Source organism: Bacillus sp. KICET-1 (genome assembly GCF_027721405.1).
Lineage (GTDB): Bacteria > Bacillota > Bacilli > Bacillales > Bacillaceae > Bacillus > Bacillus velezensis.
Genome location: NZ_CP113515.1, coordinates 15,986 through 40,495 on the forward strand (window position 1 = coordinate 15,986; position 24,510 = coordinate 40,495).

25 protein-coding genes and 1 pseudogene are annotated in these 24,510 nt (G+C 48.4%); 9 read left to right on the forward strand and 17 right to left on the reverse strand.

All coding sequences use genetic code 11. From position 1 onward, the window contains the following. Positions 1-16: 16 nt before the first annotated feature. On the forward strand, positions 17-1,000 hold the full coding sequence (locus OVA33_RS00085; protein ID WP_017419155.1) for a metal-dependent hydrolase: 984 nt from the start codon (positions 17-19) through the stop codon (positions 998-1,000). On the opposite strand, the gene OVA33_RS00090 is transcribed toward OVA33_RS00085, so the two are convergent. From OVA33_RS00090 to OVA33_RS00115, 6 genes are all read right to left on the reverse strand, one after another. Beyond that, entirely contained in the window at positions 997-3,582 is a 2,586-nt protein-coding gene (locus OVA33_RS00090; RefSeq protein ID WP_063636896.1) for a YfhO family protein, read from the reverse strand. The genes OVA33_RS00085 and OVA33_RS00090 overlap by 4 nt on opposite strands. A gap of 36 nt (positions 3,583-3,618) precedes the next feature. Further along, on the reverse strand, positions 3,619-4,599 hold the full coding sequence (locus OVA33_RS00095; RefSeq protein WP_003155484.1) for a glycosyltransferase family 2 protein: 981 nt from the start codon (positions 4,597-4,599) through the stop codon (positions 3,619-3,621). Between the two features lie 210 nt (positions 4,600-4,809). Then, a complete protein-coding gene (locus tag OVA33_RS00100; protein WP_017419153.1) occupies positions 4,810-5,670 on the reverse strand; it encodes an alpha/beta fold hydrolase in 861 nt (286 codons plus the stop codon). Then, positions 5,663-5,998: an SdpI family protein gene (locus OVA33_RS00105; RefSeq protein WP_017419152.1), complete on the reverse strand. Its 336-nt coding sequence runs from the start codon at positions 5,996-5,998 to the stop codon at positions 5,663-5,665. Before OVA33_RS00105 ends, OVA33_RS00100 begins: the two co-directional genes overlap by 8 nt. An 85-nt stretch (positions 5,999-6,083) precedes the next feature. Beyond that, the gene (locus tag OVA33_RS00110) at positions 6,084-6,611 is read right to left on the reverse strand and encodes an SH3 domain-containing protein (RefSeq protein WP_017419151.1); all 528 of its coding nucleotides are present in this window, start codon (positions 6,609-6,611) and stop codon (positions 6,084-6,086) included. 131 nt (positions 6,612-6,742) lie between these two features. Next, on the reverse strand, positions 6,743-7,012 hold the full coding sequence (locus OVA33_RS00115) for a YfhJ family protein (protein WP_003155492.1): 270 nt from the start codon (positions 7,010-7,012) through the stop codon (positions 6,743-6,745). A gap of 123 nt (positions 7,013-7,135) precedes the next feature. Here OVA33_RS00115 and OVA33_RS00120 point away from each other — a divergent pair, with 123 nt between their 5' ends. The 3 genes from OVA33_RS00120 to OVA33_RS00130 all read left to right on the forward strand — a co-directional run bounded on the left by OVA33_RS00120 (position 7,136) and on the right by OVA33_RS00130 (position 8,696). Beyond that, the gene (locus OVA33_RS00120; RefSeq protein ID WP_003155495.1) at positions 7,136-7,288 is read left to right on the forward strand and encodes a small, acid-soluble spore protein K; all 153 of its coding nucleotides are present in this window, start codon (positions 7,136-7,138) and stop codon (positions 7,286-7,288) included. Between the two features lie 144 nt (positions 7,289-7,432). After that, positions 7,433-8,344, forward strand: a complete 912-nt coding sequence (locus tag OVA33_RS00125) for a trypsin-like serine peptidase (protein ID WP_025650228.1) — start codon at positions 7,433-7,435, stop codon at positions 8,342-8,344. After that, a complete protein-coding gene (locus tag OVA33_RS00130; RefSeq protein ID WP_014417236.1) occupies positions 8,307-8,696 on the forward strand; it encodes a DUF2606 family protein in 390 nt (129 codons plus the stop codon). The genes OVA33_RS00125 and OVA33_RS00130 overlap by 38 nt, the downstream gene beginning before the upstream one ends. Positions 8,697-8,735: 39 nt before the next feature. On the opposite strand, the gene OVA33_RS00135 is transcribed toward OVA33_RS00130, so the two are convergent. The 3 genes from OVA33_RS00135 to recX form a co-directional block, all read right to left on the reverse strand. Continuing rightward, positions 8,736-9,929: an MFS transporter gene (locus OVA33_RS00135; protein ID WP_029973982.1), complete on the reverse strand. Its 1,194-nt coding sequence runs from the start codon at positions 9,927-9,929 to the stop codon at positions 8,736-8,738. A 144-nt stretch (positions 9,930-10,073) separates the two neighbouring features. Further along, the gene (locus OVA33_RS00140; protein WP_063636897.1) at positions 10,074-10,388 is read right to left on the reverse strand and encodes a YfhH family protein; all 315 of its coding nucleotides are present in this window, start codon (positions 10,386-10,388) and stop codon (positions 10,074-10,076) included. A gap of 6 nt (positions 10,389-10,394) precedes the next feature. After that, a complete protein-coding gene (gene recX / locus OVA33_RS00145; RefSeq protein WP_003155502.1) occupies positions 10,395-11,186 on the reverse strand; it encodes a recombination regulator RecX in 792 nt (263 codons plus the stop codon). Between the two features lie 91 nt (positions 11,187-11,277). Between recX and OVA33_RS00150 the strand changes: the two genes are divergently transcribed. From OVA33_RS00150 to OVA33_RS00160, 3 genes are all read left to right on the forward strand, one after another. Beyond that, positions 11,278-12,177, forward strand: coding sequence for a TIGR01777 family oxidoreductase (locus OVA33_RS00150; protein WP_128974033.1), 900 nt, complete (start codon positions 11,278-11,280; stop codon positions 12,175-12,177). Positions 12,178-12,234: 57 nt separating this feature from the next. Beyond that, positions 12,235-12,345: a YfhE family protein gene (locus OVA33_RS00155; RefSeq protein WP_003155504.1), complete on the forward strand. Its 111-nt coding sequence runs from the start codon at positions 12,235-12,237 to the stop codon at positions 12,343-12,345. Between the two features lie 70 nt (positions 12,346-12,415). Next, positions 12,416-12,607 carry a YfhD family protein gene (locus OVA33_RS00160; RefSeq protein WP_003155508.1) on the forward strand — a complete coding sequence of 64 codons (192 nt, stop codon included), beginning with the start codon at positions 12,416-12,418 and terminating at the stop codon, positions 12,605-12,607. Positions 12,608-12,646: 39 nt separating this feature from the next. On the opposite strand, the gene OVA33_RS00165 is transcribed toward OVA33_RS00160, so the two are convergent. The 3 genes from OVA33_RS00165 to mprF all read right to left on the reverse strand — a co-directional run bounded on the left by OVA33_RS00165 (position 12,647) and on the right by mprF (position 16,857). Continuing rightward, on the reverse strand, positions 12,647-13,231 hold the full coding sequence (locus tag OVA33_RS00165) for a nitroreductase family protein (protein WP_017419145.1): 585 nt from the start codon (positions 13,229-13,231) through the stop codon (positions 12,647-12,649). 76 nt (positions 13,232-13,307) lie between these two features. Continuing rightward, on the reverse strand, positions 13,308-14,192 hold the full coding sequence (locus OVA33_RS00170) for a PhzF family phenazine biosynthesis isomerase (protein WP_017419144.1): 885 nt from the start codon (positions 14,190-14,192) through the stop codon (positions 13,308-13,310). Between the two features lie 94 nt (positions 14,193-14,286). Next, the gene (gene mprF, locus OVA33_RS00175; RefSeq protein ID WP_063636899.1) at positions 14,287-16,857 is read right to left on the reverse strand and encodes a bifunctional lysylphosphatidylglycerol flippase/synthetase MprF; all 2,571 of its coding nucleotides are present in this window, start codon (positions 16,855-16,857) and stop codon (positions 14,287-14,289) included. A gap of 168 nt (positions 16,858-17,025) precedes the next feature. On the opposite strand from mprF, the gene OVA33_RS00180 reads away from it, so the two are divergent. Beyond that, the gene (locus OVA33_RS00180) at positions 17,026-17,508 is read left to right on the forward strand and encodes a MarR family transcriptional regulator (RefSeq protein ID WP_063636900.1); all 483 of its coding nucleotides are present in this window, start codon (positions 17,026-17,028) and stop codon (positions 17,506-17,508) included. Between the two features lie 108 nt (positions 17,509-17,616). Beyond that, positions 17,617-19,209 (forward strand): MFS transporter, encoded by a 1,593-nt coding sequence (locus tag OVA33_RS00185; protein ID WP_063636901.1) that lies wholly within the window; start codon positions 17,617-17,619, stop codon positions 19,207-19,209. Here OVA33_RS00185 and OVA33_RS00190 read toward each other — a convergent pair. The 5 genes and pseudogenes from OVA33_RS00190 to OVA33_RS00210 all read right to left on the reverse strand — a co-directional run bounded on the left by OVA33_RS00190 (position 19,169) and on the right by OVA33_RS00210 (position 24,382). Then, a pseudogene (locus OVA33_RS00190) lies at positions 19,169-19,711 on the reverse strand (YfiT family bacillithiol transferase). The gene OVA33_RS00185 and the pseudogene OVA33_RS00190 overlap by 41 nt on opposite strands. A gap of 25 nt (positions 19,712-19,736) precedes the next feature. Further along, a complete protein-coding gene (locus OVA33_RS00195) occupies positions 19,737-20,009 on the reverse strand; it encodes a ribonuclease inhibitor Barstar (protein WP_007408543.1) in 273 nt (90 codons plus the stop codon). 22 nt (positions 20,010-20,031) lie between these two features. Next, positions 20,032-22,443: a PEP/pyruvate-binding domain-containing protein gene (locus tag OVA33_RS00200; RefSeq protein ID WP_063636902.1), complete on the reverse strand. Its 2,412-nt coding sequence runs from the start codon at positions 22,441-22,443 to the stop codon at positions 20,032-20,034. A gap of 257 nt (positions 22,444-22,700) precedes the next feature. Beyond that, positions 22,701-23,789 carry an acyltransferase family protein gene (locus OVA33_RS00205; protein WP_063636903.1) on the reverse strand — a complete coding sequence of 363 codons (1,089 nt, stop codon included), beginning with the start codon at positions 23,787-23,789 and terminating at the stop codon, positions 22,701-22,703. Then, positions 23,780-24,382, reverse strand: a complete 603-nt coding sequence (locus tag OVA33_RS00210; RefSeq protein ID WP_025650240.1) for an NAD(P)H-dependent oxidoreductase — start codon at positions 24,380-24,382, stop codon at positions 23,780-23,782. The genes OVA33_RS00205 and OVA33_RS00210 overlap by 10 nt, the downstream gene beginning before the upstream one ends. Positions 24,383-24,510: the final 128 nt, after the last annotated feature.

Genomic DNA, 24,510 nt, shown 5'->3' on the forward strand with positions numbered 1-24,510 from the left:
TGCTAGGAGGTCAACAATGGATACTGGCACTCACGTTGTCATGGGTATCGCGCTTGGCGGAATCGCAACTCTTGATCCTGCCGTCGGCATGCACACCCCCATGTCTCAGGCAGTTATGATCGCCGCTCTTGCCGGCTCTCAGGCACCTGATATTGATACCATATTGAAGCTGAAAAATAATGCCGTTTATATTCGAAATCATAGAGGGTTCACGCACTCCATTCCCGCCGTTTTATTTTGGTCCGTTCTGATTCCGGGTATTTTGTTTATGTTTTATCCGGAAGCGAACTTATTGCACCTGTGGCTGTGGACGCTTCTGGCTGTCGTTTTGCATGTGTTTGTTGACATTTTTAACGCGTACGGCACGCAGGCCATCCGCCCGTTTTCGAGAAAATGGATCGCTCTCGGTTTAATCAATACCTTTGATCCGTTTATTTTCGTCAGCCATTTGGCCGCGATTGCCGTGTGGTATATCGGAGGTCATCCGGGCGTGACATTTCTGATGCTTTATATCATCCTCGCAGGATATTACGCCGTCCGGTTTTTGATGCAGCTGCGGATAAAGCGAAGGCTGCGCGAAATGATTGAAGAGGAGATTGAAACCATCATTATTTCGCCGACGATGAAATTCAGGCAGTGGCGTATCGCCGTGACGACGGCGCATGCCTTTTATGTCGGCAGAAGCCTTGACGGCCATGTCGTGATATTGGATACATTCAACCGCGTGCCCGTTCCGGAAACCGATGTGATGAAGGCCGCGAAACAGGACGAAAATATTGCAGCCTTTCTTTCATTTTCCCCCGTTTACAGGTGGGAGGTCGATACCTTTAAAGATCATTATGAGGTGCGCTTTATTGATTTGCGCTACCGAAGCAAAGGCCACTATCCTTTTGTCGCTATCGTCCATCTCAGTCATGATTTAGAGCTTCTTTCTTCTTACACGGGCTGGATTTTCAGCGAGGAAAAACTGCAGAAAAAATTAAAGCTCGGCTCTGTTTAAGAGCCGGGCTTTTTTTGTCTTCTCACATATATAGCGGCAAACACGAGGCTGATTACCGATAGAGCGGCCGCGGGTTTAAAAAACGGCGGGTAATACGTTAATTGAATATCGTTTTTTCCTTTTTGCGCTTTAAATCCGATAAAGGAATAATCCGCTTTTTCAATCTGCTCTTTTCTGCCGTTTATCTTCAGCTCCCAGCCTTTTTCATATGGAATCGGAAGCATGATATACGGCGCGCGGGTTTTGTTATCATACGAGATATGAAGCGTATTTCCGCGCCAGCTGAGATCGGCCGGCGGTTCTTTTTCCGCTTTTCGGTATGCGCTTTTCAGCGTATCGTACCGTTCTTCATAAAGCGCCAGTCTGTCAAGCTGATACGATCCTTTCGGCAGACGGATTTGGATGTTTTTTGTTTTCGGCACTCTCACAGTAAGATCGTTGACACCTGTTTTGTAAATGGATTGATTCGATTTTCTCGTTGTCGTGTAATCGTTCACTTTTAATGTAAAGCCCTGGTCCTTCGCTTTATTCTTCAAATAAAAGCTGACGTAATAATCGCCGCCGTCCATCTTAGCGGCTTGCGGCTTAATGATCAGGCCGCCGCCGTCTTCGTTTACCGTCAGGATGCCGTTATGATAATCGCCATGTTCGGCCGCTACCTCTGCATGGCGGATCATATTTTTCGCCTCAGGCGCTTTTTTCGTGTTGGTTGTGCTTGATTCCATGACGATCCCGTCAAGCATTGCCCGTTCCCTGGCAAGGGCGGGCGCTTTTTTCAGACCGCCCTCGTTATATACGCGATCGGCTGTCCGTACGAACGGAAGCATATATTGATTTTGATAAACCGCATAATGGGATGATTCCATGATTTTTTTGAACCCGTACGGCACGCCGGCCTCGTTTGCTTTTTCCGTCATATAATATTTTCCGTAAAGCAGGCTGTATAAATTAGCCCTGTTTCCTAATGTCGCATAGCGGCTGACGCTTTCTCTGCCCATGTCAATCCGGAGGTCGTTCCAGTAAAAGGACAGCAGATTGCGGTTCAGTATGCTTGAGTATACGCTGAATCCGTTGAATCCGTATATGATCGGGGTGTTATTGAAAACACCGTTCATCCAATCTAAACGGGCAAACGGATCAGGGTCTTTTTCTTTCAGACACTGAATGAGCTCTGATTGCTCTTTGCCTTTATAGTCAGCACCCGTCATAAATGTATGCGATACCGTATAAATCTTCCCGCCTTCTGATAAAGCATATTTTTCATATGTATTAGCCGTAAGCACCGCCGTAAGCAAAATGACGGCATAGACGGCGGGCACCGCGCCTTTCAGCCTTGTCTTTGCAGCGAAGAAAGCGGCTATGGTCAGCACCAGAAGAAGAATGACGGGCAGGTTGGCGTGATCAGAAATATCCAGACTGTACCGCCTCACCTGGCTCCAATAGAGCAGAACGACGAGTACGGCGGACATCAGCATACTCTTCATGCTGATGTCTGAAAGCTTAGAAAGCCCGGCTGAAACCGTTCCGGCAATCGTGAAGCACAGGACGTATTCAAACCTGTTCTGCGGAGCTGAAAAACCGTTAAAGGCACTTGCCGCAAACGGACTGAAGTGAAACACAATATACAGCAGACTGATTCCCGCAAACAGCCGGAACAAGCGGTTTTTGTATAAAGAAAATGTAAATAGAAAGAGCAAAAAAGCCGCCGGCAGGATGATAATCCGGCTTGAAAATAAAATGTTGTCGGAAAAATCAAGCCATGCAATATGCTCTGAATACGGCGGCCGCAGATTATGAAGGTATCCGTATACGACAGGAATAAAGGAAACTGCGCTTATGCCGAACCCGAGAAGACCCGACAGAATAAATATCCTGCATTGAGTGAGTCTTTTCGCCTCATTGCCTTCAAGGGGGATCACCCACCTGAATAAGATATAAATGCCGATGAAAATCAAATTAATATACGCAAAATAAAAGTTGTTGATCAATGTCAGCGCACAGGCGAAGATAAACCACGCCGGCTTTTTTTCCCTGATGATTTTTTCCGCGCCGAGCACGAGCAGCGGCAGCCACACCATACTGTCAGTGAAAAAGTCCCAATATACCTCATGCCGGAAGTAGATAATCGAGACCCCGTACAACACGGCGCCGGCAAAAGCAGGCACCGTCCGTTTGACGAAATAACGGAACACACACGCCGCCGTGAATATGATAAAACTCTGCTTGGCGATGCTGATAAAAACGGAGGCCTGCGCCCAGAACAGCGCATCAGCCTCGCCCGTCAGCTGAATAAGCTGCAAAAAGCGGACAGCGGCGGAGATAAACAGGAATAGAAAAGAAGTAGAGAAATAATAGCCGAGCTGACTGTACACTCCCCCGCCCAGTCCGAACGAATAGCTGTAAAACAGCCTGCCGTTCATATATTGATCAAACAGCAGCTTTTTGAAGACCGCCATTTGGGCGATCCCGTCTCCAGACCCCGTCATATAGCGGCCTGCCGACCACTCTTTTAAGAAAAAAATATGAGCGGCTGCCGCAGCCAGCACACAGGCTGCCGGCAAGATCCATTTATTTTTTTTCATACAACGTCCCCAGACCCTGCGCACAGCGGCGGCTGTTTAATGGTTCCACTTGCGCTTTTTTGTATAATTCGTTTCATTTTGTTCTCCATACGTTATATTCGCTTCTTTAATTAAGTAGTGCGGGCGTTTTTTTGTTTCATAGTAAATCCGGCCGATGTATTCTCCGATGATGCCGAGACTCAAAAGCTGGATGCCCCCTAAAAACAGCACGGCGGAAATAATGGTGAAGTATCCGGGTACGGACACGCCATGTGTCAGAATATGAACAAAGGTCGTTACAATATAAACCATCGACAGAAGCAATATCAGAATACCGGTGAAAAAGCACACCCTCAGGGGCTTGTTGTTGAAGGAGACGACACCGTCCATTCCGTAGTTGAACAGATTGCTGAATGACCATTTGGACGTGCCGTTCTTCCTTTCGACATTTTCATAAAATACGATTTTCTGGTCAAACCCGATCCAGCAGAACAGCCCTTTCGAGAAACGGTTCCCTTCACTCAGCTTCAAAAGGGCATCAACGGCCTGCCGGCTCAGCAGGCGGAAATCTCCGACCCCGTCACGCAGGTCCACTTCGACGGCTTTGTTGATAAATTTATAATACAGGGAAGAAAGCACGGAACGCACGGGGCTGTCCCCTTTTCGGTTGCGCTGCGCGATGACTTGGTCATACCCTTCTTCATAGCCTTGAATGAAGTCTTTCAGCAGATGGGTCGGATGCTGCAGATCGGCGTCCATCACGATTACCGCTTCGCCCTGCACGTGTTCAAATCCTGCCAAAATGGCCGCTTCTTTCCCGAAGTTGCGGGAAAAAGATATGTATTTGACGCGATGGTTTCTGGCGGCCAGTTCTTTAATCTGCTGAAGGGTGTCATCCGCGCTTCCGTCATTGATGTAGAAAATTTCATAGTCATAATGAATCGTCTGAAACTCTTTTTTTAAAGATTCATGGATGAGCTTGACGTTGTTCCCTTCATTGTAAGACGGAATAATAATTGAGATTAACCTTTGTTTCATGAAGGCACCTTCTTTGTATTATTCTTTTTTTAGGACGTCCTTAAAGGAATTGTCCGCAAAACTTCAGTAAGGCTTTTCCTTTTTTTAATGACGTTTAAACCCTTTTTTTGTTACAGGGAAAGAAAATTTTTTCTGCATATGGTTTATATTTTGTCATGTTTTTCGGCAGATATGAGAAAAAAAAGAAAAAGTCTGTACGCGGGACAGACTTTATTGCTGAAGGTATTCATGAATCAAATGGCTGACGATGCGCGGTTTTTCGTGAATGACCCAATGTGAGGCATCGTCTATAAAGATTAAGTCGCCGTTTGGAATCATCCGTTTTGTTTCCTTGGCGAGCTTTTTGCTCAGCGCGCGGTCATTGACGCCCCATATTAATCGGTACGGAACGGGCATTTTAAGCGGAACGGCAGGGCCTAAACCGCCGGCTCTGATCGCCCGGTACCAGTTCAGCATCGCCGTGAGCGCTCCTTTTCTGCCCCAAGCTTCTTTGTAGCTGCCGATATCTTCCCGTGAAAAAAGCGCCGGGCGTTCGGATAAGCCGATCGCGTGATCCAATACGCGGTAATCGTCTTCAGACAATCTCCGTTCCGGCTTTTCCGGAAGCTGAAAGAACGCGATATAAGAGCTTTTCTTCCACTGCGGCGGGCAGAACGGTGTGACCTTCCGCATAACCGCCGGATGCGGGATATTGACCGTGATCAATTTTTCAACGTATTGCGGCCGCGTGGATGCCAAATGCCAGGCCACGGCTCCTCCCCAATCGTGTCCGATGACGACGGCTTTTTCATCTGTAAAATGCGTGATCAGCCCGATAATGTCGTCTCTGAGCGTATCAATGGTATAGTTTTCAATGCCCTCCGGTTTGTCACTGAGATTATAGCCGCGCTGATCAGGCACGACAACATGATATCCGGCATCCGCCAGCGGTTTGATCTGGCTCTTCCAGCCGTACCAGAATTCCGGAAACCCGTGCAGCAGCACCGCCAAAGGACCGTCTTTCGGACCGGCTGAAGCCGTGTGCAGCGTCACTCCGTTTGTTTCGATCATGTGAAACGTAATGTCATTCATCGATTCTCCTCCCCGTTTGTTTCAATCTTCTTTCTGTTAAGACGATGATCAGTACGCTGATCGCAATCAACAATACGGCCTGAACGATCAGGGCGAACGGCTGAGTCAGCCGGATAAGCAGGCTGCCCGCAAATCCAGCTGCCGCCGAAATAAGGCCGAACAAAATCATGAGGAGCGCACTGAATCGATTTCCTTCTCTCCACTGCGACTCATCCGCCATAGAGCGCTTCGTCCGATATCCGTACAGGCTGTTGATCGACTTCGGCGGAAAAAATGTGACTAAAATGCCGGCCGCAGCCATCAGAAGGCCGCCGATCACCATTATCATATCCCTCACTCTCCTTTTCATCTTTTACGAAAGGAAAGGCGGAAGGTTTCAGAAAAAAAGCAGGCTCATTCGCCTGCCTGAATCTTTATTTTTGAGTTAAGTCGGCCGTTTTCACATAACCTGCTTTCCCGCCGTATGTGACGTACGCCCATTTACGGTCAAACCCTCCGTCATGGCTGAACCCCCAGCCGAGCACATTGACGGTTTCACCCGCTTTAACGGACCCTTGTTTGCCGGTTTCCAAAGTCGGCGTATAAAAAGCGGTTTGTTTCGCCGTCACCGCCTTCACCGGCTGCTTCATCAGAAAATGCGTGGAAATATAGGCTTTGTGACCTTTGTAGTCAATCTCAGCCCAATCTGCTCCTTGAAGCCGTTTAACCTTTACAGAATCCTCTGAACGAAGCGTGCCGATAATCGGCCCTTGTTTATTTGGTTCTTTGCGGACGTTAAGTTCTCCTGCTTTCACGATATATGTATCTGCTGCGGTGTCTATTTTTGTCTGGTGAACTGCTGCGGCATTCGCTGCCGGATCGAAAAAAACGGTGCCTGCGGCTAAAAATAAGCAAAGTCCTGCGGCCGGAATAAATGCGGTTAACCCCTTTTTCATGTTCATTGTGGTTCCTCCCCGCTATTTTATAAGTTATTACACATTTCCACATTCCGCGGGTCGTCAAACATGATTTTCCCATTTCTTTTATCAAAAGAAAAAACCGCCGGAATATATCCGGCGGGCGCACTGCTATGTTAATGCAGGAGACCCCTGCTTTGATCCAAATAATGAGAAACGTCTTCCCGAACGCTCTGGAACATATGGAGCTTGCTGCCGTATGATTCGATCCATTCCTTGACGACGCGTTCCGTCATTTGCTCTCCTTGATACGGGCGGCCGGCTTTTGCGTAAGTCGCTTCGAAATCTCCCCATAAAAGCTCAACCCAAGTTCGCGCTTGCAAATAGCTGAGCATGTCATTTTTCTCAAGCAGCAAATTCGTCAGTTTGTCGATATATGTATTCATGTCTCTGTCTCCTTTCCTTGGGAAAACCTGCTGCTTTTACGCAGCTTGTCACAGGCATATACTAACTTTACGTCTTCAGTCCAGAAGGCGCAACCTTTTGATATTGGCCGAGGGGGAAAACAAATGGTCCGGAACAAGGCAAAAGGATTTCCTAATCAGAACAATAATAAGTTTGAAGGCGAACCGCGGGCAAAGGATGACTACGCTTCTAAACGGGCGGACGGTTCAATTAATTCGCACCCGCAAGAGCGCATGAGAGCTTCAGGCAGACGATAACACACTCCGTAAGAGACCGGGAATGATCCGGTCTCTTTTTTGCGGAGAAAAACATTCTTTTGAGGTCATAACGCTAAATAAATTCCATAATATGTTAAATGTTCAACCGAAAGCCGGTAGACAAAAAAGGAGGGGTTTTATAAAATGAAGACAGTTTCCAAACGATTGCTGAGCCTTACCGCATTCTTACTGTCAGTTTCATTATTTGCTGTTTCAGCTGAAGCAGCGGGCAGCCCGCAGACATCTGTATCAAACAGCGGTGAGGAGTTTGACGCACATCTGAATCAGCCTGTACAAACAACACAGACATCCCCCGCTTATGAAGGAACGGGTCTCACCAAAAGACAGCTTGCACAAAACAGCAAAGCTGACATCAAGTCATTAAAGCCTTCCAGTATTATTGGGACAGACGAACGAATCAGAATTTCTCCTACAACATCATTTCCATATCGCGCGACAGCACAGCTGACCGTTACATACAGCGGCAGCACAAGCACTTACGGATGCACCGGTTTTTTTGTCAATGCCGACACGATCGTTACGGCGGGACATTGCGTGTATGATCAGAAAAACGGCTGGGCATCGAAAATTACGGCAGCTCCCGGCCGCAACGGGTCATCGTACCCGTACGGCTCTTATTCAGGAAAGACATTCTACAGTGTCAAAGGGTGGACAGAAAACGGTGACACAAACTATGACTACGGCGCAATCAAAGTAAACGGGTCGCCCGGGAATACTGTCGGCTGGTACGGCTACCGGACGACCAACAGTTCCAGTCCGGCCGGGCTTTCCTCAACCGTGACAGGGTATCCGTGCGACAAAGTGTCCGGTTCCATGTGGTCGGACAGCAAGCCGATACGTTCTGCCGAGACATATAAACTCACCTACACGACAGATACGTTCGGCTGCCAGAGCGGATCGCCCGTTTACCGCAATTACAGCGACACCGACCAGACCGCCATTGCCATTCATACAAACGGCGGGTCGTCTTACAATCTGGGAACAAGGGTGACAAACAGTGTATTCGACAACATTCAATATTGGTCAAATCAATAAAGCTTTTGTTTTCTTTCTCGCCGCGGCCGTTTTATGCGGATGCGGCAAAGCGGATGATTCCGCCGCCAAAAAAGCACTGCCCGTTACGCTCCATGTTGAGGATGCAGACGGTTCACCGGCGGCCGGTGTGACGGTCACCGTGATGAAAGCGGCGGAGTCAGATCATCAGCCGAATATAGACCGCGGAGAGATAATAGGCAAGACTGATCACCACGGCGAGATTGCATGGAAAAGCGGCGCGAAAGGAACCTATACCGTCGTTTTTGAAAAAGACGGAGTACCGGAAACCAGGAGTATTTCCTTAGCTGAGAGTGATAAACATACGGTGATCAGCATTACATTGAAACACTGAAAAAAACTTGCAGGCGGAATATCCCCTGCAAGCTTTTTGTTATCCTTTATGCACTTGGTATTCATAGACATCTTTCTTCTCAGACAGATGAGCGAACGTGGAAAGCACAAGGCCGAGAGCCGTCATCAGCGCACCGCCGGCAAACAGCCATGAGTAAGATCCCGTTCCCCCGAGAATCAACCCGCCGATCCAGGCGCCAAGCGCGTTTGCCAGGTTAAAGGCGGAAACGCTCACCGCAGCGGCGATTGTCGTGCCGTTTTCAGAGGAAGAAATAACCTTGGTCTGCAAAAGCGGCGGCGTGCCGAACGCACATGCGCCGAATAAAAATGTCGCTGAAACCGCGGCGGCTGGAAAAACGGCGATATAAGGGAAAATCGCCAAGACGCCGATCAAGCCGATCATCACACCGATCATCGTGCGCGTCAGCAGTTTGAGCGGCACTTTCCCCGCGAAGAAATTCCCCGCCACTCCGCCGAGACCGTAGGCGAATAACGCGCCTGTAATGCCGACTGTGCCGAACCCCGCTGAATCTCTTAAAATCGGCTCAATAAACGTGTAAGCGATAAATACGCCTGAGTAGCCGAGAATGGTGATCGCAAAGGAAAAAATCACTTGTTTATGCTTAAAGACACTCCATTCATTCATCAGCATCGGAATCACTTTCGGTTTCCGGTTCGGTACGACCAGCATCAGTCCGACCAGCCCGATCATGCCTAAAACGGAAATAATGAAAAAGACGGCCCGCCAGTTAAGGGCATCCCCTAAATAAGAGCCGAACGGGACACCGAGCATCAGCGCCACGGTTAATCCGCCGTTCATGGAAGCCGCGGCGGCGGAACGTTTTTCAGGCGGCACCATTTCACTCGCAAACACCATGGCGATCGCAAAAAAAGCTCCGTGGATGGATGCGGATAAAATTCTGGAAATCGCCAGCACGGCGAAGTTCGGCGCAAAGACGCTCATCAGGTTGGCAAGGACGAAGATGCCCATCAACCCTAGCAGAACCGGCTTTCTCGGCAGCTTAACCGCGATAATGGTTACGATCGGGCCCGTCAGGCAGACGCTTGCCGCGTACGCCGTAACAAGCATGCCCGCTGAAGATACATGTATATGAAAGTCATCGGCAATCGACGTCAGAATACCCATGACAGCATATTCCGTATACCCGATGGAAAATGTGCAAATCATTAAAACAAAAATCATTAATTTCACAGATGGCTGTTTCATTTTGATATTCAACGCAAATCGCCTCCTTTTTATTTAAAAAACAACGAATTCCATCTTAAAAGATATCAAAAATGAATTCAATCATTTTTTACTGAAAGGTTGAAACGAATGTGCCCGAAAAGAAAAAGAGGCCGGAACCGGCCTCTTTTGTTATTTTTTTTCTTTTAAAACGGAAATCGGCAGCGCTTCTTCCCCGTCAGACGGGGAAGATCTGTGTCCCCAGGCGAATACGCCGTTGATGTAATCAATGCGGAAAGTGTCATCAGAACCTTCTATCTGATAAACCCCGCCGGGCCGAAAGTCTTCCGGGTTCAGCATGTAAGCTTTGGCCATCGTCATTTTCCGTTCAAGCACGGCCAGTTCATTTACAATGCCCATCTGTTCCGCTTTTCGCGCTTTTTCCGTCAGTCCCGCAATTTCTGTCTGTAGTTCATGAGGCGTCATTTGACTGTATCGTTTGTCCATTTCAGTTTACTCCTCTTCCTGCAAGAATTGATCAATATCGTCAATCGAGAATCCTTTTCTGAATAAGTACTGTTTGACCTTCATTCCGCTTTCATAACTGCCGTCATAGCGGTATTTCCTGATCGCTTTTTCCGCATGAGCCTTCAGAGCTTCCATCTCGGCTTCATCATCATTTTCATACTCCGTCTGTTCCAGAGCGGCATTGATGACGTCGAAAGGGAAACCTTTTCGCTGAAGCTGCATCTGCGCCCGCTGTCTGATCTCTTTTGTGGACAGCTTTTTGTCTTTTTTCAGGATTTTGCCGATATGTTTCAGCGCTTCTTGTATCTGCTCATCAAATGTAAACGCGCTGAGCGTCTCCTTGATGGTATCGTCGTCTATTCCTTTCGCTTTCAGCTCGCGGAACAGGACGTCAGGGCCTTTGCCGTTTGTTTTTTTGTGGGTGCTCGCATAAGCTTCGGCAAATTCTTTGTCATTTAAGTAGCGGTAATCGTACAGTTTATGGATGACTTCAGAAATGACCATGTCCGGTGTTTCTTTTTTCTTCAGATGATCCCGGACTTCTTTTTCAGAGCGCATCCGGTATGATAAAAATTCTACGGCGCGGTTAAAGGCTTTTTTCACGTCATCGCCGTGCTGGATTTCAAGAATGTCAAGCTCGTCCAGTTCTTTCCCTTTCTTCAGGTCAAAACGCACAAGCACGTCGGCGTCGACGCTGAATGCATATTTCTCATCAAGAAAGATGTTGAAGCGCTCGGTATTTTTCTTTTGGGTCGATATTTTTGTAATAAACGGCATCCCGGTCTCCTTTCCCGCCCCGATGTTCAGGCGTTTTTCTTTTTGGCAAATGAGGTACAGTATATGTATCAACGTGTAAGGAGAGATGGATATGAATATCGCGATGACAGGCGGCACCGGTTTTCTGGGCCGGCATCTGACAGATGTGTTTACCCGCCGGGGACATCATGTCTATATTTTATCAAGAAAACAGAGAGAAACCGAACAAAAAAATGTGACATGTGTTCAATGGCTGGCCGAAAACGCGGCGCCTGAGCGCGAGCTTCCCCCTATTGATGTATGGGTGAACCTCGCCGGCAAATCCATCTTTGACCGCTGGACGGACACAACGAAGGAACAAATCATCTCAAGCAGAATAGAAGCGACGAGAGAAGTCAGACGGATTATGAAGCAGCAGCCGAAAAAACCCCGGGCTTTGATTCAGGCCAGCGCCGTCGGCATTTACGGCACAAGCACAGAGAAAACATTCACCGAACAGTCCGATACGTCAAATGAAGACTTTCTCAGTCATACGGCTCATATGTGGGAACGTGAAGGCCAGAAAATTGAAGCGCTCGGCATCCGGACGGTATATGCCAGATTCGGGGTGATGCTCGGTGAAAAAGGCGCCCTGCCGCTCATGGTTCTCCCTTATAAGCTGTTAGCCGGCGGCACCATCGGCTCTGGACGGCAATGGCTGTCATGGGTTCATGTGGATGACGCCGCGGAACTTATTGCTTTTGCGGCGGAGCATGATGACTTGTCCGGTCCCATGAATGTGACATCGCCGAACCCCGTAGAAATGAAGCAATTCGGAAAGACGATCGCAGGCGTCCTGCACCGCCCCCATTGGATTCCCGTACCGGAACTTTTTCTGGAGAAGGCCTTGGGAGAAATGAGCCTGCTGATCGTAAAAGGCCAGCGCGCCCTGCCTAAGCAGGCGCTGACATCCGGTTTTCAATTTACGTATGGAGAGCTTGATTTCGCTTTAAAGGATCTCTTATCTGCATAAAAACGGAAATAAAAGCCAATCCTATTGGTATTCTGTTTTGAAGGAGGGTCTTCTTTTATGGAAAAGAAGCGCGAAAAACATCAACAGGGAGCCAATCTGAAAAAAATGCAGGAAGTCCTTTATTCCGGTGAATTCAAAAAAGCGGAAAGAGCAGCCAAACGGAAATAAACTGAATAAAGATCGGGACCGGGCAGATACTATGTTTGTTTGATATCACTTTTTTCAGGGGGCGATTGATATGGGCAGAAATCATACTCACAAAAACCGTGATAAAAACAAACAAAAACTTCCTCAAGTTCCGGATGCTTTGAAACGCGAAACAGACGGCACATATGAGGAATATTCAAGCGAGCTTGCTGATTCCGCTGACCGTGAAGCGCAGGCGCGGATGAAAGCCGCTGACAACAGAGCTAAAAGCAAAACCCGCTAATACGAAATCCCCGCCTCTGTATAGAGACGGGGATTTTTTTTACAGTTCGGTAAACAGGCTTTTTGCCGGCGTCCGTTCTTTCGCCTTAGGCTGTTCATCCGGATAGCCCGTTTGAATGATGGCGGCAAAGCGCTCATTGTCAGCAAGGCCGAAGTCTTGGTGCACCTGTTTGTCATACATAATGCGGCCGCTTTTCCAGACCATGCCGATGCCGTTTTCATGTGCGAGAAGCTGAAGGTTTTGAATCATGCCGCTCAGCGCCGCGAAATCATCGTTTCTCGTAAATTCATTTTCATCTTCTTTTAAGACAACCAGCAAAAATCCCGGAACGGCGCTGAGATTTTTTCTCATGTTCCGCTCTTTTTCCTCGTTGAAATCATCTTTTATCTTTTTGAAAAATGAGACGTAGCTGTCCGCAAGCTTTGCTTTTCCCGCTTCGCTTGCTGCGTAGATAAAACGCCACGGCTCCGTCAGTCTGTGGTTCGGTGCGTAAACGGCCGTTTCAAGCATATCTAATATGACTTCAGAAGGTACGGTTTCCGGTTTAAACGACCGGATGGATCTTCTGTTTCTGATTGTATGTACAAGACTTTCGTTTTGCTGTAATTGTTCGGTTTTCGGCATGCCGATTCACCTTCCTATCCAAATGAAAATGATTATCATTTATAATATAACGGATACGACCGGCTTTTGTAAACCGTTACGGAAGCTGAAAATTGATTGTTTCGGCATACACGGCCGTTCCCGTCATCTCGATGTTCATCTTTTCGTTATCTTCTGTAATCCTGATTTCCACTTTTCCGTCTTTCCCGATTTCATGGCCTTGTTCAATCGTGAGGCATTCGGCTTCGGAGCCTCCGTATTGCCGCATATAGGCCGCCATGACGCCTGAAGCGGTTCCCGTGACCGGATCTTCGGTCGTACCGGAGAAAGGGGAAGAAAAATGGCGTCCGTGCAGATCACTTTCCGGATGAACGGTTTCCAGAGAAAACGGATGAACGCTCGCTTTCGGAAGATCGCGCAAAATAGCGGGGAATTGTGCGTTGTCCGGCACCATATTCCGTGATGCTTTAAGTGATCTCAGCGGAACAATCAGTGTCCAGATCCCCGTTGATCCGTAAACAATCGGCAGCTCGCTGTGAAAATCCTCAGCCGTAATCCCGAGCGAGGCCGCAAGCTTTTCTTTGTCGCCCGTAAACGGCAGAAATTGCGGGGGAGCCTGTTCGAGCGTGATGTATACCCGGCCGTTTCGTTCAGCGGCTTTTACGGGAAGAATGCCGGCTTTTGTTTCAATTTGATATGCCTGATCAGCCTGAAGCCTTCCCTTTTCAATTAATGCGTAAAGAGAGGCGACGGTAGCATGTCCGCATAAATTCATTTCATGGCCGGGTGTAAAATAGCGGATGCGCAGATCGGCTTCTCCGCTTTTACAGAGAAATGAGGTTTCATTGTACCCTGCCATTTCGGCGATCATCTGCATCTCTTCATCTGAATAATCATCTCCGTTAAAGACGATTCCCGCGGGATTTCCCAAATCCGGAATATCGGAAAACGCTTCATATTTAAACACGGTTGCCTGTTTCATTCATCAGCCTTCCTTTCACCTTATGATCATGTTATTCAGTATAACAGAGTGAAATTAGAATTTTTAGTCAATTATTCAAAAAAAAAGACGCCTTTTAACGGCGTCTTTTTTTGGTTTTTCCGATCAGGCGGGTGACGAGGATCATCGTGACGGACAGCGATCTGTTTTTGCGGTACGCCAAGTATTTCCCGCGCCACTCCGGTTTGTATTTTTCTTTAAAGGCCCGCAGCCCGCTGAAGCTGTACATATACCGGACGTTGTTGAAGATGACGGCCGCGATTCTTTCCGACCAGAAAGATGTAAAAGCCGTACCTACGTTTGACAAAGGCGCCATGCCCATATTGAAGGTGGTATAGCCTTTTTCCTGCGCCCAGAGAAACAGACGGATGAAAAGCGCGTCCATAATACCGTTCGGCGCGCTTTTCCGATAACGCATCAAGTCGACTGATATCTCGCCTTCCTGATACATCGGCATCAGGTTGGCAAAAGCAATGATCTCCCCTTCCGCGTCTTTCACGTAAGCAATCGGCGCCTGTTCCAGATAATCCCTGTCGAAGAAACCGAGGGAAAAACCTTTCTCTTTTTTCGGACCGAGCCATTCGTCCGAAATGTCTTTCAGCTTGGCGATAAACTCGGAGGAAAACGGCGGTTCCCCGACATGAAATGTGTAGCCTTCGCGGTCAAATTTGTTGTTAATCGCCCGCAGCCCCGCTTTTTTCTTACCTGACAGCGTAAATGCCTCCATATCCACGAACGCTTCTTCTCCAAGCTTGAAGAAGTTATAGCCGAAGTCATGGTACAGCGCCAGATCTTCACGTTCGATCTGATAAAACATGACACTCAGCCCCTGCTTATGCGCTTCATTCAGAAATTCCTCAATCACAAGCGGAAAAGAGTCTCTCTGTCCTGACGGATCACCGAGCACGACAAGCCTTCTGGAAATCTGGCTGAACAATAAAAGCGCTTTGCCGTCGCTTGAGAAATAAAACCGCTTATCCCCGAGAAAGCCGAGATGGCTGAGGGCATTTCCGCCTTCTTCTGCCAAAAAGGACTTCAGCCGTTCAGGATCGGCCTCTTCTCCGATCGGCTTCGATCTTTTATGATAAAAGAACGTAAACACAAGGAAAAACAGCGGCACAACAATAATGGCCGTCATCGTGGCATATGTAATGTGCGAATTGTTATGAACGAAATAATCGTGGCGCAGCAGCCGATTCATTTTATCCCAAATAAAGCCGGCAATGAGATTGTAGTTAAACAAGGCGATAATAAACAGAGCGGCGGCAAAAATCATCTGGCCGAGCGTATACGATGCCTGCTCTCTGATAAACTGCCGCTTTAACAACACCAGCAATACGATGACGACAGGCAGAATAAAGATCGCGCTGATGTTCAATCCTTTTAAGAAACTGAACACAAAACCGCCGACCAGCGCGGCAACCGCCATTGAATAAGAACGTTTCGTCCGTTTGTATAATTCAATCGGCAAGATTAAAAGAATCAAAGCCGCGCTTAACGATAACGCGTTAAACGCAAGGAGCGCCGGGCGCGGAATATGCGGGATGACCGTCTCCCTGTCAATCGGCAGGGCGACGGACGCCAGCACAACGACTCCCGCCATAAAAACCAACAGCGACAGCGAACCGTAAAGCACTCTGATTAAGATGGCGCGCTGGAATACGAGAAGCACGTTCGTCGTTTCCACAGCGGGCGCCATCTTCGTATTTGATTCCAGCCGTTTAAGCGTATTTTCCGTTAAATCGCCGGCCGCAAAGAACAGCCCGAACACAAACGGAATAAATGAATACACAATCCGGTAGATGACGATGGATGTCACAACCGCCTCCTGCGGAAAGCCCATATTCTGCATGCCGAGCAGAAACAGAAGGTCAAACGAACCGAATCCTCCCGGCACAAGGCTGATGATTCCCCCGATAGCAGCAATGGCAAATACACCGAATACATGGCGGACATCCGCGTGAATCCCCATGACATACAGGGAATAATACATGACGACGGCCGCCGCAAACCATTCGGCAAACGATGCCCCGATGTAAGAAAAAACCGGATGCCTCGGTTTTGCTTCACCGTCTTCTGCGCGAGCTTTTTTATTGTTGATCCAAGCGGCGATTAAGGCTGCCGGCACAATAAGCGCCACTCCGGCGATTACAGCCCATAGCCACGGTTTCTCACCTGTAATCTCTCCGACCGGCAGAATGCGGGCAATGGTCAGGATACTGAAGACGGACAGCCCGAGCAGCGCTGAGGACGTAAGCCAGGCGATGCCTGCGACAAGGCGTTTTACGTCATTCGTATGCTCTTTGTAAAGCATCGTCCGCAGCCCGACGCCCGCCAGACCGCCGAATCCAAGGACATTGTTAAAGGAATTGGCGACAAAGGAGACCCTGAATACTTTCCAATTCGGAATGTTGAGGCGAAGCGTCCGTTTCAGCACAAAGTCATAAAAGGACATCGCGCTGACGGCAAGGAGACCGAGCAGAACGAGAATAAATAAATCGTAACGCTCAATCCCGTTAATAATATACAGCGTTCGTTTAAAAGAAAGGTCTGTCAATTCCTTTTTGGACTGATAAATGACTAAAAGCAAAACTGCAATAGGAAATAATACTTTTAATATCGATAAGGCATTCTTTTTAGTCAGCAATGTTCTCTCCAATCATCATAAAATAGCTTATTTATTATAATTCCCCCAATAATCTCCAACATATTATACACTACCACCTCACATTCAAACAAAACTCGCCTGCAACTTTCTTTCTCTGATTAAAATCAGTAATATGGTATGCAGGAGTATGAATGAGGAAGTGAGACGATGGATTATAATCTGCATGATACAACAGTATTAGGCGGCGATATTTTTTCTCCTGAGGAACGGGATATTTGGGTGCTGTATATGAAAGTGATGACATCGGCGGGACTCGGCGATGTGTCGGAGTGGATGAAGCTTGATATGAGCATGCCGCAAATGAAGGTGCTGATGCTTCTGAACAACCACGGGACGCTTAAGGTGAGTGACATAGCGGAGAAAATGGGCGCTTCCCTTTCAAATACGACGGGGCTGCTTGACCGTTTGGAAAAATCAAGTTTCATTACACGCGCTCCGTCAGAAGAAGACCGCCGTTCAGTCGTCGTTCAATTAACGGAAAATGCAAAAGATATTTTCCGCAGCCTTTATCAAAAAGGACATGTAAAATTGAAGCGTTCATTGGAAACGCTGACCGTCGAAGAAAAACAAACGGTCAATCAAGGGCTCGCCATTTTGGCAAGAGCGCTTGAATCTTCCAATCAGGCATAGAGATGAAAAAGGCCTGCCGGGATCGGCGGCCTTTTTTTGTTTGACATTTAATTCACTTAAAGTGAATAATATACTCGAAGTGAACTAAAAACGGAAGGATTGATCAGTATGGGGGAGCTATTGCAAACAGAAAAAAACCAGAGCCGGGCCATCACTCTTTTTACGATCGGTGTGTTCATGGCGGCGCTGGACAACGGAATTATTTCCGCTGCTCTGACGACGATTAACAGCTCTTTTGATGTTTCTCCTTCATGGGGATCGTGGGGAGTGACCCTCTACACATTGGGACTCAGTGTCAGTGTGCCGATTGTCGGCAAGCTGTCGGACCGATACGGGCGGAAAAAGCTGTTTATGATGGAGGTCGGGCTGTTCGGACTCGGCTCTTTGCTTGTCGCACTCAGTCAGAGCTTCCCGATGTTTTTGGCGGCACGGCTCATTCAGGCGCTTGGCGGCGGCGGAATTTTTATAATCGGGAGTTCGCATGTGCTGGCCGTGCTTCCGAAGGAGAAACAGGGGAAAGCTCTCGGGCTTTTAGGGGCGATGAACGGTATGGCGGCCGTCCTCGGACCGAATATCGGGAGCTTTTTGCTTGATGTAACCGGGTCGTGGCATTGGCTGTTCTTGATTAACCTGCCGATTGCCGCCGCTTTGGTTGTGTGCGGCGGTTTGTTTATCGCTGAAACGAAAGAGCCTGAGGCGAAACGGCTTGACCTCGCCGGCACAATGCTGCTGTCTCTTGCGATCTTATCTTGTATGATCGGTATCACGAATCTCAATGGGGCGAAGCTGTCAGAAAGCATAATGGACGTAAAGGTGTACGGCTATCTTTTGGGAGCGGCACTTCTCTTTCTGGTGCTGCTTAAGGTCGAAAAGCGGGTTGAAAACCGGGGGGGCGATCCGATTCTCGCCTACTCGCTGCTGCAAAATAAAGTGTTTCAATGGACGCTTGTCATCGGATTTTTATCGGGAGGGCTGCTCGCTGCGGTCATTTTTATTCCTTCTTATGCGGAGCAATATTTGCACGTATCGGCGGAGAAAGCGGGTTATTGGATGACGCCGCTTGCGTTGGCGTCAGGCATCGGAGCGTGGCTCGGCGGGGCGGTCACGGATAAAAAAGGGCCGGTCTTCTCCGCGGTTGTATCAGGCGCCATCGCATTTGGGGGCTTCAGCCTGTTTCCGTTATGGGTGACGGATAAATGGGAATTTGTCACGGCGAGTGTCATTGCGGGGATCGGTTTCGGATTTCTGCTCGGGGCTCCGCTGAATGTGCTTGTATCAGAAACGGCGGAACAAAGCAAAGGAACAGCGCTCGGCACGCTGTCACTCGTAAGGCAGGTCGGGCTGACGCTCGCTCCGGCTTTATATGCCGGCTTCATTACAGCGGGCTTTGACCGGATCGGAGAGGACATTAAAAACCGTTTAACGAAAAGCGGCATTCCCGCTGATCAGGCGCAAACGCCCGATATCGGCGGCGGACTTTCTTCGTTGCAGGAGCAGGTAAGCCGAATCCCCGTTCCCGCCGTCAAAAAAGCGGTTTCTGATGCGATTGAAGCGGGCATTTCCAGCGGCTACCATCATCTTTATACGGCAGCCGCCGTCATTTCATTATGCACGATTGTGTCTGCGGCTGTTTTGGCGTTTTTCCGGAAGCCGGCATCCTCTAAGACAGGTGCCAGCCTATCCGCCGGGAAAGCTCAGTAATATGGGCGATGTGATGTTCAGAGTGCCAGACATATAGCCCCAGCGCCTGTTCCACGTAACCGTCTCTTTAGATACAGGATGGAAGTACGTCCGTTTGAATTGGGCTTCCGTCATGGAGCGCAAAAGAGCGGCCCATCTTCTGTGCAGGATTGTTAACAGCTCAAGCGCATCCCCGCAAGCGGCGGTTTTGGAATCATGAAGATCGGCCCGGCCTTTTTCATCATAAGGACGGATTTCCGGTTCATTCTCCGTTAAGCTCAATTTAAACCGGGTATAGCCGTTCATGTGGCTGTCCGCCAGATGGTGAACCACTTGGCGGACATTCCATCCCCCCTTCGCGGTACGGCGTATCAAGCTGACTGTCCGACATCGCTCTGACAGCTTGTTTCAGTTTGGCCGGAGCGTGTTCCAGCGCATTGATCCATTCTTGTTTCTGTCCGGACGAAATCGATTCAGCCGGCTGATATTCTCCAATCGGATAGTTGAGGGTTTGTTTTTCCATATCTGTCTCTCTCCCGCTGATCGTATTATGAAAGTATGATGGTGATGTCACAGCCTTCCGCTTTCGCTTCACGAAAGACCTGAAGCACACTCTCGGCGCCATTTTCTGTAAGCTGCTTGCTTTGTTCAAACTGTCTCCATTCCAAAACAAGCGGGTACTCCACCCAGCCGGTCAGACAATCCCATAAAGCGTCAAGGTTTTCACCGTAGTATTCAGGAAGGGCAAGTTCCTTTTTCAATGTCTGATGCAGGTCGCTCATACTTCTGATTTGCTCCCCGTTAATAACTGCTTTATTCATGCGCGGCTCCTTTCCCATGATTTTATTCTATCAGTTTACCATTTTCCTCTTCAGAAGTGGCCGGAGTCTGCCGCGGTTCCAGCTGGACGATGCCTTGCCCGCCGTCAACGGCCACCCTGTCCCCCGTTTTCAGTTTTGACGTTGCATTTCCGCACCCGACAACGGCGGGAATCCCAAGTTCCCGGGCGACGATCGCCGCGTGGGACAAAGGGGCGCCGACGTCCGTTATGATGGCAGCCGCTCTTGGAAAAAGCGGGGTCCAGCCTACATTGGTTGTCGAAGTCACTAAAATTTCCCCCGCCGCAAAAGAATCCCCGTCTTCCGGAGCATCAAGGACACGGACAATGCCCTCCACTCTCCCGGCCGCTCCCGCGAAACCTTTTAAAGTATGCGCATCATCAGTTTCCGCAGGCATAAAAGCATCGTAATAATCCGCTCTTCTGTCAGGCTCCTCAGCCCATTTAAACGGATTGAATCTTCCGTTAATAACGGATGGGAACGGCGGCAGTTTTTTATAGGTTTCATAGTTTTGCTTTCTCGCTTGAATCGACGCAACCGCCGGCTCTTTCCCCGCGAGCAGATCGGTTATTTCATGCAGATACAAGAAGAAAATATCGTCCTTCATGCCGGTCATTTCCGCCGCTCTGAGCGCGAATGCTCTGGCTGTCCGGTACACCCTGACAAATTCGGATCTGGTTGTTTCTCTCATATTCGCGTATTCTGACGCTTTTTCCATTTTGGCTTTGAGCCATTTGACCTTATGAGGAAACTTTTCTTCAAATCTTCGGAAGGCCTGTTCATGCGCCCGCTGCTGTTTCAAAAGCAGTTGTTCGGCATCAATACCCGACTCCTTGTGTTCTTTGATCTGCTTCGTCAGCCAATCCCGGTTTTCTCCCGGATGCGGTATGGAAAGTTCGTATTCATGCGGGCCTCGGTGGCCTTGGTTCCTGAGATATTCTTCCTCGCTCATACGGCCTTTTATGACTTGATCAATGCCGATAATCGGCTCCAGGCTGGCCAGTCCGCCTTTTCCCCTCAGATTGGAAAGCAGGAGATTCGCATCTTCTATCCCTGCGAGTTTTGTTAATTGAGAGGTTAACGACGAAGAGGATTGCGCAGAATCACGCCCGCCGGATATTAACGCAAACCACGCGTTGCATAAATACGGATAGATCTCATTGTTCCATATCGCTAATAATGCCCGCTCCGTTTCGGCACGTTTCAGCTTTTCCTCAATATTCCGGCACCACTCCGGCGATTCGTCCAAATAGGAGGACATGTTTTTTTTCGCGTGCTTCATTTTCGACAGATACGGTTTCAGTTTTTTCGAGATGATCTTCAAAAGTTCATACTTTGAGAACGGATATAAAGGAATCTTCATTTCCGCCGGGATTTCTCCCAATGTATCGCTCATCATTTTTCCTATTTTTCCGCCTTTCGGATTCAGACCGAAAGCGGCGAGAACGGAAAGAGGCTGGCTCATATTGTTATAGGCTCTGCCGCAAATATTGCCGGACCAGACATAATAGCCCGGAATGATGCCCGACTCTTCATCCAGATTCCGGAGGAGCGACCATGTCAGCGGCGTCATCACATCGGGAATCGCTTCTCCTATATTTGTGTTTGTCCATAAAAAATCACCGCTGAAAGAATCATTCCATTCATAGGTTTCCAGATTTCCGGCTTGTAAGGTCGTAATCGGGCGGGATTGAAGAATATACAATGTCCCGCCCGCGGCGGCCCATTCAATATCCTGCGGCCCTCCAAGATCTTTTTCCAGCTTTTTCGCCAGTTTATAGAGCGTTGACGCATATTTGCGAAATTCCCCGGGGCCGTCATATTTTTTCTTAGGCCGTGCCAGTTTAAAAGAATAGGCATCAGCTTCCCCGGAAACGAGCTGCTCCCCGAGACCGTAGACGTAATTGCCTGTCATCTCCCGCCTGCTCCCCGTAATCGGATCTGCGGTAAACAGCACTCCGGATATCTCAGACGGTATCATCAGCTGGATGACGATTGCGATTTCATGCTCATCTTCCATTCCCTGAACGGCGCTGTACGCTTTTACCCTTTCTGACTGTACCGATCGGCGGACTTCATCAATCGCCCTGGACATGTCTTGATCTGTTTTGACATTCAACACCGTATCGAATTCTCCGGCAAAGGAAGCCTGAGCGGAATCCTCGCTCAGCGCGGATGAGCGTACGGCAAACAACGCAGATGCATGGCGGCTGCGGATGGAATTCACATATTGATCAATAGCCTCTCTCGCCTGATGGCGGAGCTGTCCGTCCTGAAAGGCTGACGGCAAAATCACAAACCCTTCAGGCACAGGATACCCGCTTTGATACATTTTAGAGAGAATGCTTCCTTTTCCCCCCGCAAAGGAATAAAGTTCGGCCGAAAGTTCTCCGAATGTTTTGACACAGTCATTCATAATGTCCCCGCTCCTTTTTAGTCGTTCATCCAAGCTCACAGTTTTTCTCTTTTTCACTTTTTTTGAAAGTATTTCCTATAAGTATACATTATATCGGTCTTCACAAGGGAGAAAATCGATGGCGTTATTTTGTCATAAATGCATCCGTCAAAACGGCCGCAGGCGGGGGTCTTTGTTTGCAGGATGTACAACTATCCGTTCTCGTGCCTGATAAATCGGACCCGTATCAAAAAGGCGGCCGAAACGCCGCCTTTTTTTCAGACTGTGCGGCCTTGATGCGCCGCCGTATTTCTTTTGGTCTGCTTCGGCTGATACACTTTCCCGACAAACAGGTATCCGTATCTGAAATGGTTGCACACCCAAGATACGAAAATGGGACCGAGCGTGCAGATCAAAAATAAAAGAAGGATGGCAGCCGGCAAAGGCATCGACCGCAAATAGCCTTCCAGAAGATATCCGCTGATTAAAAAGTAGGAGTGCAGCAGATAGATTGAAAACGAATAGTTGCTGATCATCATCACAATCGCGGGCACTTTTTTGAGCTTTGAAAACAGATGAAAACACAGAAAGATCATACTGACCGCGTAAATCATAATATCCGGACGCTTAGAGGAAATGGAGCCGCCGCTGATATATGAAACGGCCACAATCAATATTGCCGATACGGCCGCACTGAAGTAAACCGCATAACGGTACTGATTGATGAGCGCTAAAAAACGCGGATATTCCTTTCCGCAATAAAATGCCAGACAGAAATAAAACACCCAGCCCGGAAACGGAACCCAAAAGAACGGAAAAATAGAATCAAGCCCCGATGATGCCGGCGGATGAAAGATGGAAAAGTAAGCCAGATAGACGGCGTTGATGATAAACGAAACAGACAGCACCCACACGGGAGATGTGTTGTTCAGCCAGCGGTGCAGCAGCATATGGAGAATGTAAAATTGAAAGATCACAAGAATGAAGTAGCCGATGAAGTTTCCTAAAAACACATTTTCTAAAAATTTACCGATCACTGAAACGAATCCGGCTCCTTCTTCCGCCACGCTTTTCATTAAAATGGCATCCACCGCGGCAATAAACAGAAACGGCACGAAAATGACTTTGCCCCTTTTCTTTAAAAAACCAGCGGGAACGCCTCCCGGGTATGACCTGGCAAGCAGAAATTCCGAAATAAAGATAAACGCCGGCGTGCTGAACATCAACAGGGTCCGAAAAGCATCAACCGTATGGGCGGCACTGGCTAAGGACTCTTCCTGAATCATCAGCACCATTGAAACAACGTGAAGCAGAACGACACTTAAACAGGACAGGCAGCGAATCACGAAAATTTCTTTTATCTGCATGCGGCCGCTCCTTTTTCACAAGCGCGCCGGACTTTAGCGTATGCTTGGCGCAGCCATTTTTCCCGCAGCTCGGGTGTGCTCGTTTTGACGACAGAAAAAAGGTTCCGCTCGGCTTTTTGAATGCCGCAAAATTGCAGAATGCCTTTTTTCAGCGTAATCCAGTCCGAGTTTTTCCGGAACCACTTTAAGTACCAGCCCGGGGAGTCCGCCGTATAAAAGACCTGTGCCGTCTCTGCCCGGAGCAGTCCTTTTACGCGGCCGTTTTCATATGTGTAGGCTTCTCCGGCGACAAGCACTCTGTCAAAAAAGCCTTTCATAATCGCCGGAACGCCTCCCCACCACAGCGGGTAGATGAAAATGAGATGATCCGCTTCTTTCATCAGTTTCCGGTATTTCTTCGTTTCAGCGTCCCGGTTCATGTCAGAGCGCTTTTTTTCGCCGCCGTACTTCAGCACGGGATCAAATTGGTCGGCGTATAAGTCAATGACCGTATAGCTTTGGCCGCTGTCCTTTAAAGCCATGGCGACGTATTTTACGAGAGCCGCATTGAAACTGTTCTCATCCGGGTTTGCATACACAATCACCGTCTTCATATGTCCCTCCCAGTATTTATTAATTTTTACAATGATTATATCATGATGTCATATGAATGAGGCAAAGACACGAGAAAGGCTTTTTCCAGTTCCGCTGCCGTTTCGATAACCCCTTTCTGCATATTTTT

Excerpts from the sequence above, each read along its gene's own strand:
- OVA33_RS00085 (WP_017419155.1), top strand. The coding sequence starts at position 17 with ATGGATACTGGCACTCACGTTGTCATGGGTATCGCGCTTGGCGGAATC.
- OVA33_RS00090 (WP_063636896.1), bottom strand. The coding sequence starts at position 3,582 with ATGAAAAAAAATAAATGGATCTTGCCGGCAGCCTGTGTGCTGGCTGCG.
- OVA33_RS00095 (WP_003155484.1), bottom strand. The coding sequence starts at position 4,599 with ATGAAACAAAGGTTAATCTCAATTATTATTCCGTCTTACAATGAAGGG.
- OVA33_RS00100 (WP_017419153.1), bottom strand. The coding sequence starts at position 5,670 with ATGAATGACATTACGTTTCACATGATCGAAACAAACGGAGTGACGCTG.
- OVA33_RS00105 (WP_017419152.1), bottom strand. The coding sequence starts at position 5,998 with ATGATAATGGTGATCGGCGGCCTTCTGATGGCTGCGGCCGGCATTTTA.
- OVA33_RS00110 (WP_017419151.1), bottom strand. The coding sequence starts at position 6,611 with ATGAACATGAAAAAGGGGTTAACCGCATTTATTCCGGCCGCAGGACTT.
- OVA33_RS00115 (WP_003155492.1), bottom strand. The coding sequence starts at position 7,012 with ATGAATACATATATCGACAAACTGACGAATTTGCTGCTTGAGAAAAAT.
- OVA33_RS00120 (WP_003155495.1), top strand. The coding sequence starts at position 7,136 with ATGGTCCGGAACAAGGCAAAAGGATTTCCTAATCAGAACAATAATAAG.
- OVA33_RS00125 (WP_025650228.1), top strand. The coding sequence starts at position 7,433 with ATGAAGACAGTTTCCAAACGATTGCTGAGCCTTACCGCATTCTTACTG.
- OVA33_RS00140 (WP_063636897.1), bottom strand. The coding sequence starts at position 10,388 with ATGGACAAACGATACAGTCAAATGACGCCTCATGAACTACAGACAGAA.
- recX (WP_003155502.1), bottom strand. The coding sequence starts at position 11,186 with ATGCCGTTTATTACAAAAATATCGACCCAAAAGAAAAATACCGAGCGC.
- OVA33_RS00150 (WP_128974033.1), top strand. The coding sequence starts at position 11,278 with ATGAATATCGCGATGACAGGCGGCACCGGTTTTCTGGGCCGGCATCTG.
- OVA33_RS00155 (WP_003155504.1), top strand. The coding sequence starts at position 12,235 with ATGGAAAAGAAGCGCGAAAAACATCAACAGGGAGCCAATCTGAAAAAA.
- OVA33_RS00160 (WP_003155508.1), top strand. The coding sequence starts at position 12,416 with ATGGGCAGAAATCATACTCACAAAAACCGTGATAAAAACAAACAAAAA.
- OVA33_RS00165 (WP_017419145.1), bottom strand. The coding sequence starts at position 13,231 with ATGCCGAAAACCGAACAATTACAGCAAAACGAAAGTCTTGTACATACA.
- OVA33_RS00170 (WP_017419144.1), bottom strand. The coding sequence starts at position 14,192 with ATGAAACAGGCAACCGTGTTTAAATATGAAGCGTTTTCCGATATTCCG.
- OVA33_RS00180 (WP_063636900.1), top strand. The coding sequence starts at position 17,026 with ATGGATTATAATCTGCATGATACAACAGTATTAGGCGGCGATATTTTT.
- OVA33_RS00185 (WP_063636901.1), top strand. The coding sequence starts at position 17,617 with ATGGGGGAGCTATTGCAAACAGAAAAAAACCAGAGCCGGGCCATCACT.
- OVA33_RS00195 (WP_007408543.1), bottom strand. The coding sequence starts at position 20,009 with ATGAATAAAGCAGTTATTAACGGGGAGCAAATCAGAAGTATGAGCGAC.
- OVA33_RS00200 (WP_063636902.1), bottom strand. The coding sequence starts at position 22,443 with ATGAATGACTGTGTCAAAACATTCGGAGAACTTTCGGCCGAACTTTAT.
- OVA33_RS00205 (WP_063636903.1), bottom strand. The coding sequence starts at position 23,789 with ATGCAGATAAAAGAAATTTTCGTGATTCGCTGCCTGTCCTGTTTAAGT.
- OVA33_RS00210 (WP_025650240.1), bottom strand. The coding sequence starts at position 24,382 with ATGAAGACGGTGATTGTGTATGCAAACCCGGATGAGAACAGTTTCAAT.